This is a genomic window from Marinilactibacillus sp. 15R (assembly GCF_001895285.1).
In the GTDB taxonomy this organism is placed as follows: Bacteria; Bacillota; Bacilli; order Lactobacillales; family Carnobacteriaceae_A; genus Marinilactibacillus; species Marinilactibacillus piezotolerans.
The window spans coordinates 1751808-1765768 of sequence record NZ_CP017761.1; the positions used below are offsets into that span (position 1 = coordinate 1751808).

Sequence of the window (13961 nt, forward strand, 5' to 3'; positions counted from 1 at the left end):
TTACTATTTTGACAAGGGACGATCATTAGGGTCGTCCTTTTTTTATTGAAAAAAAACTAATGAACCTGTATTCTAATGGAGTGAAAGGAGTAGCTAATGAATTCAAATCATGAATATATCACTTATTTTATTTTATCTTTGTTTAATAAAGATTCTCCTTTAAGTTCAGCGCAATTGATTCATATTTTTCATGGAAGAAGAACCCCTTCAATGTTATTTAAAGTTGAAAGAGAAAAATTATATACTCCGTTTGGTTTATTCAAGACATTAACTAAAGACAAACTTGATCAGTACCTTAATGAGCTTATTAAATTGAAATGGCTTGATATAAATGAAAATAATGGCTATATTTTATCAGATAACGGATCATTAGCGCTTGAAAAGTACTTTTCAGATAAGGATTATCCTGCTAAAATTGTATCATTAGAGAACGCAACGATTCGTACGCCTTTTTTTTATCAATTCCAATTAGTATCTCAAATTTTTTCTGAAGCGATCTATAATAATAAACAATATAGGCCTACTATAAAAGATCCTATTCATCAGACAGCTGTAAAAGAATGGCTGGCAACTTTAGATGAATCTTTACATAATCTAAGTAAATGCTGGTCAAATGAATTAAGTTTGGTGTTAGAAAACCTTACTGAGGAAGAGGCATTGATTCTAGTATGGAAATTAACTGGTCATGAACTAGTTGGAAAAACTAATCGACAATTAGCTGAAAGTTTTTCTTTAGATACGGTTGAATTATATATTCTATTAAACCAAGCTGTTGAACAGTTAATAGATTTAATAGAAAAATCAGAGTACACACTGTTAAAATCATTTTTACATCAGACTAAAAAGAATTATTATTATGGTTTATCAAGAAGTACTTATTTAACAGCAAGTTACATTAGAAAGGGGAATAATCTTGCAGATATTGCCTTTAAACGAAATTTAAAACTAAGTACTATTCAGGAACATATTTTAGAAATAACTCTGGTAAAACAATCTTTTAATTTCAGGCCATTTATTCCAGAAAAAATCTATATACAACTTCATCAATCTTTTGAAACAAATCCTTATTTTAGTTTTCAGAAAGCAAAACAAGAAAATAGTAATATACAATTCATGTGGTACCGTCTAGTGGAGATTGAGAGGATTAGAAATGAATCTATCAGTAATTGAACAAACTCTAAATGAAAAATTCGGTTTCAAAGAATTTAGACCAGGTCAAATAGAAGCGATAGAGGCTGCACTCCAGAAGTTTGATACGCTGGTTATGCTTCCGACCGGAAGTGGAAAATCAATTTGTTATCAACTGCCTGGCTATCTAAAAGAGGGATTAGTATTAATTGTCTCTCCTTTATTATCTTTGATGCAAGATCAGGTCGAAAGGCTTAAAAAGTCTGGCGAACGACAAGTGGCAGCGTTAAATAGTTTATCTTCAAGTAACGAAAAGAAAAGAATTTTTAATAATTTAAATAAGTTAAAATTTCTTTTTATTTCTCCAGAAATGATCCAGTATGATTTTGTAATTAATAGATTAATAAAGGTGAAAATAGCACTTTTTGTTGTTGACGAAGCACATTGTATATCCCAATGGGGAATGGATTTCCGACCGGATTATCTTAAAATAGGAGAAGTGAAAGAAAAGTTGAATAATCCAGTAACAATGGCTCTGACTGCTACTGCAACTAATAGAGTGAGAGATGAAATCAAAGATTCTTTGAAAATGGATGAAGAGCAAACAAAAGAAGTTATCTATTCTGTTAATAGAGATGCGATAAAGTTAAAAGTAGAAATATGTGAAGGGAATAAAAAAGAAAAATTAAAAGAATTTGTAAGGAATTTACAAAAACCAGGTATTATTTATTTTTCAAGCAAAAAATTGGCAGATGAACTTGCTCAAGAGTTAAGAAGTGAACTTGGACTGTCAGTTGAAAGTTATCATTCAGATATACTTACAGACGACAAAATTAAAATACAACAGCAATTCATTGAGAATTCTGTACAGATTATTTGTGCTACAAGTGCATTTGGGATGGGCATTGATAAATCAGATGTTCGATTTATTATTCACTATCATGTCCCATCAAATCCGGAAATGTACCTTCAGGAAATAGGTAGGTGTAGTAGAGATGGTAAAGATGGGATCGCAATTTTACTTTTTGAATATGGAGATCAATTTATTCAAAAGAGACTCCAAGAAGATGCTTTACCAGATAAATCGCTGCTTAGTTACGTATACAAAAACTATCATAAGATAAAATCTAATCAAGAAGATCCAAGAGTGCAAATTGCTCAATATTATCAGGAATCTGGAATTCCACTTAGCATTGCTGTGAGGCAGGTTGAAATAAGAGAACGATTGAAAAGTGAACAATTAGACTTCATGATGCAATATATTAAGCATAAAGGATGTAAAAGAAATTTTATATTAAAATACTTTGATGAAGTCATAGATGTTAAGCCAGATAAATGTTGCAGCTCTTGTAATCCAAGTTTAGAAGAGTGTTTTTATAAATATGAAGAGGGTTCAATAGTAAGGAATAAGGTGGACATGAATTGGAGAAAGAGACTAAAAGAATTGTACAAAATAGACGATGAATCTATTAAAACCAGAAAAATATGATACAATAATAATGATAGAATTTAAGGAGGAAGTACGATGAGTAAGAAAGATCGCGAGTCGATGGAGGAACTGTGGTCAAAACGTTTTGATGAAGAGGTTGACTATGATGAAGAACAAACCATGTCTCGAAAAGCTAAAAGAGAACGTGAGAAAAGTATCTCTCCAATATTGACTGTAACGGTTATCTTTTTAGTTTTAGTTATTGTCGTAACACTGGGTACATATGCTTGGTATAGTAATCGTGAAGCTAATTATAATGCCCCTGAAGCACCTACTGTTGAAGAAACAACTGAAAATACAGATACTGATGAGAATGTGGAAGAAGAAGAATCAGTTGAAGAAGAACCAGTTGACGAACCTGAAAATACGGAAGAAACATCAGATGATACCACTGAGAAAGAACAATCTGAACCGGAACAGCAGACAGAGGAAACAGAAACTGTTACCGAAACTGATCAACCTTCAGATTCTGCTTCATCTGACAGCGATAGCAGTTCAAATAATGCTAATGAATCTTCAAGTACAGATACTAATAACAATTCAGCTTCTAGTGAAGCGAGCCAGACTCCTGCACCTAGTACTGAAACTTATGTAGTAAAAGCCGGTGATAATATGTACCGAATTGCATTGAATCATGGTATGACTACAGAAGAATTAATGCAGCTGAATGGTCTGAGTGATGAATCAGTATATATAGGCCAAGAGTTGATCGTAGAATAATTTATGGGTCATAATTAATTTATGAAAGTGTGAAATGATTGGAAGATAAACAATTGACAGTTGCGATAGATGGTCCGGCATCATCGGGTAAAAGTACTGTAGCAAAAAGAATCGCGGATCAGCTAAACTTGATTTATGTAGATAGTGGAGCAATGTACCGGACAATCACTTATGTTGTGATAAAAGAGCGTATTGACCTTACAGATCAGAAGGCAATTGTAAATGCGTTGAATAGCGTTTCAATTGAATTTGAAAGAACTGTAGAGGGGCAATCAGTTTTTTGCAATAAAATAGACGTAACAGATAAGATTAGGCAAAATGATGTAACAAACGCGGTATCTATTGTAGCAGCTCATCCGTTGGTACGGGAAGTATTAGTAGAAAGGCAACGTAAAATCGCTTTGAAACAAAATGTTATAATGGATGGTCGAGATATTGGAACAGTAGTCTTACCCGATGCTAGCGTAAAAATCTTTTTAGTTGCGAGTGTGGATGAAAGAGCTGAGCGAAGACATAAAGAAAACAAACAAAAAGGTATTGAGTCTGACTTAACAAAATTAAAACAAGAAATCACCGATAGAGATTATAAAGATTCGACACGAAAAGTATCTCCATTAAAAAAAGCTGACGATGCAATTGAAATAGATACAACAGCATTATCGATTGATGAAGTCGTTAAAAAAATTAAAGAAATTATTTTTGAAAAGTATCCAAACTTGCGTAAATAGTGAGCTTGAAATGTTTTAGTGGAAAAATAATCTGATTTTATGTACAATTAGATGAGTAGAAATATTGGCATTGGGAGGCACATATAAGATGACAGACAAAGAAAATATGAACGAAGAAGTAGAAAACAATACAACAGAACAGGAAGCTCAAGAAGTAGCAGAAAACCAAGTAGTGGTTAATACTCCTGCTAATACAGATCCTGAAGATGTAAAGGCTGAAAACGAAAATGCGCAAGTTCAGCCTGCAATAGATTCTGACTCTGATGCGGAATCTATGTCAGACGTATTAAGAGATGTCGTAGATATCGCTCCAGGAGATTTAGTTCAAGGTGAGGTTCTTGTAATCGACAATGACAAACAAGTTATTGTAGGTTTAGGAGGCGGACAAGAGGGTATTATTCCTCCACGTGAATTATCTACTGAACGATTTGATCATCCATCTGAAATTGTTAAAGTTGGAGACGTTATTGATGTAGTAGTATTACGTGATGTTAAAGATAAAGAACAGGGTAGCTTTGTACTTTCTAAAAAACGCGTTGATCAGAGAAAAGTATGGGAAGATCTTCAAAAAATCTTTGATAACGGAGAAACGATTGATGCACCTGTTACACGAGTTGTAAAAGGCGGATTAACAGTAGATGCTGGCGTTAGAGGATTCGTTCCTGCTTCTCAGATGGACGTTCAGTATATCAGTGATCTGAATCAGTTTGAAGGTAACACTTATACTTTTAAAATACTTGAAATTGATCCCAATGAGCGTCAGTTGATTCTTTCAAGAAAAGTTCTGCTTGAAGCAGAACAGTCAAAAGAAAGAGAAGCTGCTCTTGAATCTCTTGAAGTAGGTTCTACTGTCAAAGGAACTGTTGTTAGATTAACAAACTTTGGTGCTTTTGTTAATGTTGGTGGCGTGGATGGATTAGTTCATATCTCTGAAATATCACATGAACGTATAGGACATCCTAAAGAAAAACTTTCTACAGGTGACGAAGTCGAGGTTAAAGTGTTAAGTGTAGATAAAGAACAAGAACGTATCTCACTTTCTATCAAAGATAACTTACCTGGACCTTGGGATAACCTGGAAGAAGAGATTCATGTAGGGTCTGTAGTAAAAGGGAAAGTTAAACGTGTTACAGACTTTGGTGCGTTTGTAGAAGTGAAACCTGGAGTAGAAGGGTTAGTACACATCTCTGAAATGGCACACAAACATGTAGAAACACCACATGAAGTTGTTGCTAAAGATGAAGAAATTGATGTTAAAGTTCTAAGTGTCAGCCCAGCAGAAGAAAGAATATCTCTAAGTATCAAAGCTTTAGAAGATGCTCCAGAACCTCAACCAAAAGAAACATCTAAAAAATCTGCACCTAAAGCAGAAATTAAACAACCTTCACTTAGAGACGAAGACGAAGATGGTTCTTTCACGTTAGGTGATCAAATTGGTGATCAGTTATCTAGTTTTATGAACAATGATGACGAAGAATAAAGAGATACACTTATCTTTAATGGATTAAAATGAGAGCACCCAAACTTTTAATTGCGGGATTCCGTTTTTAGAAGGTTGGGTGTATGTTTTTGAAAATCTAGATTTAAATATTTGAAAAATAAGAAAGAAGGTGAACGTACATGACTAAACCAGTAGTAGCAATTGTAGGTCGTCCCAATGTTGGGAAATCGACTATTTTCAATCGAATTGTAGGTGAGAGAATTTCCATTGTAGAAGACGTTTCAGGAGTAACACGTGACAGAATTTATGCTGAAGCAGAATGGTTAGGAAAAGAATTCTCACTTATCGATACGGGTGGAATAACAATGGAAGATGAACCATTGAATCAGCAGATCAGAAATCAAGCCCAGATCGCTATTGATGAAGCAGATGTAATTATTATGCTTACTAGTATACGTGAGGGTGTTACGGATGCTGATGAAGTAGTAGCTCCTATGCTATATCGCTCTGGCAAGCCTGTCGTGCTTGCTGTTAATAAAGCAGATAATCCAGAATCAAGAGCATATAGCTATGAATTTTATTCACTAGGTCTAGGAGATCCTTATCCGATATCTGGATCCCATGGGTTAGGTCTAGGGGATTTATTAGACGCAGTAATCGCTAATTTTCCAGCTGATTTAGAAGTTGACTATGATGAAGATACCATTCGATTTAGTGTAATTGGTAGACCAAACGTAGGAAAATCTAGTATTGTAAATGCTATCGTTGGAGAAGACCGTGTGATTGTTTCAGATATCGAAGGAACAACACGTGAAGCTGTAGATACACGTTTTGTTACCGATGATGGACGAGAGTTTGCAATCATAGATACAGCCGGGATCAGGAAAAAGGGTAAAGTATATGAAAATACTGAAAAATACAGTGTTTTGAGAGCTTTAAGAGCAATTGAAAGATCCAATGTTGTCTTATGTGTTATCAATGCAGAAGAAGGCATAAGAGAGCAAGATAAGAAAGTATTTGGTTACGCTCATGAAGCGGGCAAAGGGATTATCATTGTTGTTAATAAATGGGATACTATTGAAAAAGAAACGAATACTTTGAGAGATTTTGAACTTGAAGTAAGAGAAGAATTTAGATATTTAAGTTATGCTCCGATTGTATTTGTATCTGCAACTACAAAAAAACGTTTAGATAAATTACCAGATATTATAGAACAAGTGCATAATAACCAAAATATTCGTATTCAATCTTCTATTTTAAATGATGTAGTGATGGATGCAGTAGCCACAAACCCTACACCAACAGATAAGGGTAAAAGGCTTAAGATATTTTATACCACTCAAGTTAGTGTCAGTCCTCCAACCTTTATAATTTTCGTAAATGATCCAGAGTTATTACATTTTTCTTATAAAAGATTTTTGGAGAACCGATTTAGATCAACCTTTAATTTTGAAGGAACGCCTATCCATATTATTGCAAGAAGACGCACGTAGGACTCGATAGAAGCGTTTTAACAAGTTTTCATCTGTTATGCTGGTTTGTAGATAAATTAATAAAGAATCGATATTAAAGCAAATAGGACAATTTCTTATAAGTCAAGTCAAAAACCCTTGTTTTTGGAAAATAAATTAAACATTCTTTTTAACAAAATCATTGCAGTATCAACGTTTCTATGGTATCTTTTTAATTGAAATGTCGTAAGAAGACTATTTCACCCAATGCATTCATTTAATGAAAAAGGGATGTTTTGAAAGATCGTAAGTTACTCAAAAATAACTTGCATTGATCTTCTTATGAGGAGGTGAAAATGTACGATGGCTAATAAAGCAGAATTAATCGAAAAAGTATCAACAGCAACTGACCTTTCTAAAAAGGATGCAACTGCTGCAGTTGAAGCAGTTTTCGAAACAATTAAAGATTCACTAGCTAACGGAGAAAAAGTTCAAGTAATTGGCTTTGGTAACTTTGAAGTTCGTGATCGCGCTGCACGTAAAGGACGCAATCCTCAAACTGGGGAAGAAATCCAAATTCCTGCAAGCAAAGTACCTGCATTCAAAGCGGGTAAAGCACTTAAAGATGCAGTGAAATAGTACGTCGAAAAGTATATACTTTTTAGAGTCGCTGTTCCGTAAATGGGACAGGGCTCTTTTATTTTTTATACTTTATTTAATTCATCTCTCTATTGTCGTATACTGAGCTCAGAAGGATTACTTTATCTATAAGATAGGAGAAATGATAATGGATATAAAAAAAGAAGCACTTGCTATAAGTGAAAAATTAGGTGGCAAGATTGAAATTAGCTCTAAGGTCAAAATAGATTCTATGAAAGATCTGGCTATAGCTTATACTCCAGGAGTAGCGGCAGTCAGTTCAGCTATCGCTGACAACAAAGAAGACGTTTATACATATACATCTAAAAGAAACATGGTGGCAGTAATTACTGATGGTTCAGCTGTCCTTGGGTTGGGGAATATTGGTCCTGAAGCAGCAATACCAGTTATGGAAGGAAAAGCAGCCTTATTTAAAAGATTTGCAGATGTTGATGCTGTCCCGATTTCTCTGGATACACAAGATGTAGATGAGTTTATCTCTCATGTTAAAGCGATCTCTCCATCTTTTGGAGGTATAAATCTAGAAGACATTAGTGCTCCAAGGTGTTTTGAAATCGAAAGTAGATTAAAAAGCATTCTAGACATTCCTGTTTTTCATGATGATCAACATGGAACAGCCATAGTTGTTCTTGCGGCTATATATAATGCTTTGAAGCTGACCGAGAAAAAGATCAATGAAGTAAAAATTGTTGTAAATGGAGCAGGAGCAGCTGGAATAGCCATCACTAAAAAACTAATACTAGCTGGTGCTGAAAATTTATTATTAGTTGATCAAGCGGGAATTATTTCTAAAGATGATAGAGCGTTAGCTGAACGACATAAAGAGATAGCTGAACAGACAAATCAGAAATTAATAAAAGGAAACTTAGAGAAAGCAGTCGAATCTGCAGATATCTTTATAGGTGTTTCGGCGCCGAATGTCCTAAAAAAAGGATGGATTAGTACTATGAATGAACGACCAATTATTTTTGCTATGGCAAATCCTGAACCTGAAATCAATCCTAAAGAAGCTAAGGAAGGAGGAGCATTCATAGTTGGAACTGGAAGAAGCGATTTTCCGAACCAGATCAATAATGTACTTGCTTTTCCTGGAATATTTAGAGGTGCTTTGGATGCACGAGCTAAAAATATTACAGATGATATGCAGCTCGCTGCAGCTAAAGGAATTGCCAGTGTCATACCGGTAGAAGAATTGACAACAGAAAACATTATTCCTGATGTATTTAACCCTTCAGTTGCTGAAATTGTTGCTAGAAGCGTAAAGGAAGCTGTAAAATAGTTGAATCTGTTAATTGGATTAGAGAATAAGCGTATTTGTTGACACAATCCTATATGACCTTTACCCTAATAGATGATTAAAATATAGAAACCGAAAGGGAAGTGTGTTGAACAATGTCCTCCTTAACGAAAGAGGAAATATTAAATCAAGCTAAAGAAAAAGAGGTTCGCTTTCTTCGTCTGATGTTTACAGATATTGATGGAATCATCAAAAATGTGGAAGTTCCGGTAAGTCAATTAGAAAAAGTGATGGAGAATGAAATTGCCTTTGACGGGTCTTCAATAGATGGCTTTGTAGATATTGATCAAAGTGATATGAAACTTCATCCTGACTTAGATACATGGCTTATTTTTCCTTGGGAATTAGATAGTGTGAATGGACGTATCGCTCGATTTATCTGTGATGTTTATAATCCGGATGGAACCCCATTTGCCGGTGATCCAAGAAGTAACTTAAGACGTGTACTGGAAGAAATGAGAACAGCTGGATTTACAGAGTTCAACTTAGGTCCTGAACCAGAATTCTTTTTATTCAAATTAGATGAAAATGGGAAACCAAGTAAAACATTAAATGACAATGGTGGCTATTTCGATTTAGCACCTACTGATCTTGCTGAAAACTGCCGTAGAGATATTGTTTTAGAATTAGAAGCACTAGGTTTTGAGATCGAAGCAAGTCATCACGAGGTAGCGCCAGGCCAGCATGAAATTGATTGGAAATATGCGGATGCAGTAGAAGCCTGTGACAATATTCAGACATTTAAGCTGATAGTTAAGACAGTAGCTCGTAAGCATGGATTACACGCGACTTTCATGCCTAAGCCAGCCGCTGACATTAATGGGTCTGGAATGCATTTCAATATGTCTCTTTTTACCGAAGAAGGAAATGCTTTTTATGATGCAAACGATGATCAGCAGTTGAGTCGTTCAGCCTATCAGTTTATTGCGGGAATATTGGATCATGCCCAAGCCTATACGGCTATCTGTAACCCGACCATAAACTCATACAAACGATTGACTCCTGGATTTGAAGCTCCAGTATATGTAGCCTGGTCTGGAACAAACCGTACACCGCTAGTTCGTGTACCAGCTTCAAGAGGTATGTCTACAAGGGTAGAATTACGAAGTGTTGATCCTAGTGCTAATCCTTATTTAGCGCTCTCTGTACTAATAAAAGCAGGTATGAAGGGGATTAGCGAAGCTAAAACGGCGCCGAATCCTGTGAATCAGAATATTTATAATATGGATCAAATTGAACGCAGTGCAAATAATATTGAATCACTCCCAAGAAGTCTTTATGAAGCTGTCCAATATTTGAAACAAGATGAAACAATCAAAGATGCTCTTGGAGAACATATTTATGAAAGATTTGTTTCTGCCAAAGAGCAAGATTGGTTTGAGTATTCTTTATCCGTTTCAGAATGGGAAACAACTAGATACTTTGAAACGTACTAGTAAGAAAGGAATATTTTAGTAACAAATTAAAAGAGTAGTTTAGAGAATTAGAAAAAGTGGTTACTTTTAAAATAATCACTTCTGATTCTACAAACTAGCTCTTTTTTTATATTCAAAAAAGTGGTATAGTTCGTTTTTACTTAATATATATAGCCTAAATATTAATTTTACCTAACTAATAAAAGTAAATAAGCAAAACACTTTTAGATATTCAGTAACTGTTGATTCATAAAAACATCAATGCTATTCTTCATAAGTATTAAGCAAGAAATATTAATTAAAAAAACAGTATGAAAATTCTAGGAGGAAATAAAATTGACAGCAATCACTAAAGAATACATAAAAGAGCAAGTGAAGGAAAAAAATGTACGATTTTTACGACTAATGTTTACAGATATTCTGGGAATTATTAAAAACGTTGAAGTACCTATCACGCAATTAGATAAAGTACTAGATGGAGAAATGATGTTTGATGGATCATCTATTGAAGGATTTGTACGTATTCAAGAATCTGATATGTATCTAAAACCTGATTTCAACACTTGGTTAGTTTTCTCATGGGAAACAGATTCTTCTAAAAAGGGAAAAGTGGCTCGCTTGATTTGTGATATCGTGAATCCTGATGGAACTCCATTTACTGGAGATCCTCGTACAAATCTTAAACGTGTTTTAAAAGAAGCAGAAGAATTAGGATTTACTGATTTCAACCTAGGACCTGAACCAGAATTCTTCTTATTCAAATTGAATGAAAATGACGAAGTAACTGAAAACTTAAATGATAATGGTGGGTACTTTGACCTTGCACCTAACGACTTAGCAGAAAATTGCCGTCGCGATATTGTTCTTGAGCTAGAAGACTTAGGATTTGAAATCGAAGCAAGTCATCACGAAGTAGCACCTGGACAACATGAAATTGACTGGAAATACGCCAATGCTGTAGAAGCTTGTGATAACATTCAAACGTTCAAACTAATTGTTAAAACAGTAGCTAGAAAATATGGGTTGCACGCTACATTCATGGCTAAACCGATCTTTGGTATCAATGGTTCAGGTATGCATTGTAATATGTCTTTATTCAACGAAAACGGCAATGCATTCTTTGACGAAAAGGGACCTTTACAATTAAGTGAAACAGCTTATAAATTCTTAGCTGGTCTTATGGATCACGCACCTGCATTTACAGCAATTACAAACCCAACTGTTAACTCATACAAACGACTAGTACCTGGATATGAAGCACCTGTTTATATCGCATGGTCAGGAAGAAACAGAACACCAATGATCCGAGTGCCAGAATCTAGAGGCATGTCAACTCGTTTAGAGGTACGCTCAGTTGATCCTATGACAAATCCTTATCTAGCATTAGCTGTTATGTTAAAAGCTGGATTAGATGGTATTAAACGGGATTTAAAAGCAACTGAACCAACAACTGATAATATTTATGAAATGGATGCTGCTGAACTGGATTCACTAGGTATCAATTCCTTACCAGGGAACTTGTTAGAAGCAGTAGAGAGCTTGAAAAAAGATGATACAATCATCGAAGCACTTGGCGAACATATCTTTAAGAATTTTGTAGCAACAAAAACACTGGAATGGGATCAATATAAAGCGACAGTAAGCCAATGGGAAAAAGAACAATATCTACACTTATATTAATCTAGACTAATACTCTGATGGGAGAAAGGATGCTGAATAGCATCCTTTTTTGGTAGGTTCTATAATTAAGAAGATGCAAAAAAGAACCACCTCTATTTAAAGAAGTGGTTCTTGAGTCTTATTGTAAAAAAATCGCAAAATTATATAAAAGTCAATAATATTCAAAGTTAACAAATACTTTGAATATTAAAAAAACATTTTGCGGGCTTGAAAACATATTATGAAACCTTAATTACGTTCTGAGAGGGATTCGAACCCCCGACCGTTCGCTTAGAAGGCGAATGCTCTATCCAGCTGAGCTATCAGAACAATTAACAGCAACAGAACATATTATATAAGGTTCTCCAGGAAAAGTCAATACTTCTATTAAAAATGTGTGTGTCAAGTTGTTGTAGGAAATCTCTAGAATCGCTTTTTCCTTTTATTGTTTTTCGCTGTTTACTGAGGGAGATGGGCTCTGCGAGCCTTTCTCCCTCAGTAAACAGCCTTAAAATCACTTTATTTTAGTACTTTAGCCAATTGTCCAAGAGCGTGAGACGACGCACAGCGCTTTCCAATCCTGCCTTCAATCACACCGACTGATTTTCTAGTTTTGGGTTTCTTTAGTAATGTACGGAGTATTCCTTTGAACTCAGGTATAAATTCCTGTTTAAAGGCAGGAATCATTTCGGTTAATGCTTGCAAAAACAACCCATTCTTACGTGCAGAAATAATAGCTGCTAGGTTACCTGCACCTTTCTGTCCGAATCCACGACCTTGTCGTTTCATGCGATAACTATAAGGACGGTGGTTACTCTCGCAAACCCCGGTTCCTTTTCGAAGAGGAAGATAACGTAAGTGAAGTCCCTTCAAACTGTCCCAATTTCGATCCAAGTAGCTGAGTAATTTTGTCAGTTCAAGCTCATATTCAGCTCTACGGTAATCGTCTTGAATGCGATCATTCGCTTGAGAAATCACTGTACAAACCTTGGTATAATCCCATTCTCTAACGGCTGAAATCATCTGGTAAGACATTTCCTTATCGAAAGACAACCGCTGTTTGATTTTTTGATTCACATGATAAGCATCTCGGAAGTGTTCGTGTCGTGCGCATTTCCCAATAATCAAATCAAATTTGTCCTTCTCGTAGCCACTACCTCCATCACTATTTGAAATGATGACTGTATTCCGAAGATCATAGGTCGCTTCAATCCACCCACTCGCTCGTTTAAAAGCCTTCTGGCTTGATTCTGCACTTTCAAACATCATGGAATTCACTAAAACAGGGCGTTTTCCTTTTTTCGCCACACCTTCATGAATCTGTACACGATGAAGCTCCGCACGTTCTTTTCCTTTACGCCTAGTCAAAAGCAGACCATCCCCTTCAATAAACAGAACAGGTACTTTTCTCTTTTCTTTCATCATTGTTACATTAGACGAGGGTTTCTGCTCTGTCCACTCTTGAACTTTTTGACCGACACGTTGGGTAATGGAGTGAATAGCTGAATGACTTAAAGAAAAGTTGGTTAATAAGTTAATCGCATCGGCAGCTTTACGATAAACGCCATCTGAAGCCATTTGCGCTGCCTTCATTTCTACCAATGGAGAATTTCTTGAACGAGGAGACAACTGTAAAAACTTATCCAGCGGGATAAGACTTTTTTCTCCTTTTTTACGCACACGTCTACGTGAAAACTCAACCGTCCCAAAGGTAAATTGCATCGTGCGCTTTCTTACACTATCCATCTCGTACCCTTGATCTTTGTACGATTGAATACACTTTTTGTCTAAGCGCTCCATGCATTCTTGAAAGCATTCCTCAGCTTTTTGCCTGAAAAGCTCCTCAAATAAGATTTCTGCCTCTAAAAATGTCGCTGATTCTTCCAATATTTCCATCATTTGTGCTATAATTTTCATCGTAAAGAAGACCTCTTTCTCTCTAGTTTCTGCAAATTCTAGATTAAGGGTCTTCT

11 protein-coding genes and 1 tRNA gene are annotated in these 13961 nt (G+C 35.4%); 10 read left to right on the top strand and 2 right to left on the bottom strand.

The window, feature by feature from the left end; translation table 11 throughout:
* Positions 1 to 96 precede the first annotated feature (96 nt).
* From BKP56_RS08625 to glnA (BKP56_RS08670), 10 genes are all read left to right on the top strand, one after another.
* On the top strand, positions 97 to 1170 hold the full coding sequence (locus BKP56_RS08625; RefSeq protein WP_072694692.1) for a helix-turn-helix domain-containing protein: 1074 nt from the start codon (positions 97 to 99) through the stop codon (positions 1168 to 1170).
* A complete protein-coding gene (locus tag BKP56_RS08630) occupies positions 1151 to 2617 on the top strand; it encodes a RecQ family ATP-dependent DNA helicase (RefSeq protein ID WP_072694693.1) in 1467 nt (488 codons plus the stop codon). The genes BKP56_RS08625 and BKP56_RS08630 overlap by 20 nt, the downstream gene beginning before the upstream one ends.
* Before the next feature lie 36 nt (positions 2618 to 2653).
* Complete coding sequence (locus BKP56_RS08635; RefSeq protein ID WP_072694694.1) at positions 2654 to 3337, top strand: LysM peptidoglycan-binding domain-containing protein; 684 nt, start codon at positions 2654 to 2656, stop codon at positions 3335 to 3337.
* A 38-nt stretch (positions 3338 to 3375) separates the two neighbouring features.
* The gene (cmk, locus tag BKP56_RS08640) at positions 3376 to 4065 is read left to right on the top strand and encodes a (d)CMP kinase (protein ID WP_072694695.1); all 690 of its coding nucleotides are present in this window, start codon (positions 3376 to 3378) and stop codon (positions 4063 to 4065) included.
* 88 nt (positions 4066 to 4153) lie between these two features.
* Positions 4154 to 5545 carry a 30S ribosomal protein S1 gene (gene rpsA, locus BKP56_RS08645; protein WP_232226867.1) on the top strand — a complete coding sequence of 464 codons (1392 nt, stop codon included), beginning with the start codon at positions 4154 to 4156 and terminating at the stop codon, positions 5543 to 5545.
* A gap of 140 nt (positions 5546 to 5685) precedes the next feature.
* Positions 5686 to 6999: a ribosome biogenesis GTPase Der gene (gene der / locus BKP56_RS08650; RefSeq protein ID WP_072694696.1), complete on the top strand. Its 1314-nt coding sequence runs from the start codon at positions 5686 to 5688 to the stop codon at positions 6997 to 6999.
* Between the two features lie 321 nt (positions 7000 to 7320).
* Positions 7321 to 7596 (top strand): HU family DNA-binding protein, encoded by a 276-nt coding sequence (locus tag BKP56_RS08655; protein ID WP_072694697.1) that lies wholly within the window; start codon positions 7321 to 7323, stop codon positions 7594 to 7596.
* 142 nt (positions 7597 to 7738) lie between these two features.
* Positions 7739 to 8896, top strand: a complete 1158-nt coding sequence (locus tag BKP56_RS08660) for an NAD(P)-dependent malic enzyme (protein ID WP_232226868.1) — start codon at positions 7739 to 7741, stop codon at positions 8894 to 8896.
* A gap of 113 nt (positions 8897 to 9009) precedes the next feature.
* Entirely contained in the window at positions 9010 to 10350 is a 1341-nt protein-coding gene (gene glnA / locus BKP56_RS08665; protein WP_072694698.1) for a type I glutamate--ammonia ligase, read from the top strand.
* 309 nt (positions 10351 to 10659) lie between these two features.
* Positions 10660 to 12009, top strand: coding sequence for a type I glutamate--ammonia ligase (gene glnA / locus BKP56_RS08670; protein ID WP_232226962.1), 1350 nt, complete (start codon positions 10660 to 10662; stop codon positions 12007 to 12009).
* Positions 12010 to 12244: 235 nt separating this feature from the next.
* Here the strand turns inward: glnA (BKP56_RS08670) and BKP56_RS08675 are convergent.
* Positions 12245 to 12318: transfer RNA gene (locus tag BKP56_RS08675), tRNA-Arg, on the bottom strand.
* A gap of 189 nt (positions 12319 to 12507) precedes the next feature.
* Complete coding sequence (locus BKP56_RS08680; protein WP_072694700.1) at positions 12508 to 13905, bottom strand: ISLre2 family transposase; 1398 nt, start codon at positions 13903 to 13905, stop codon at positions 12508 to 12510.
* Between the last annotated feature and the right edge of the window lie 56 nt (positions 13906 to 13961).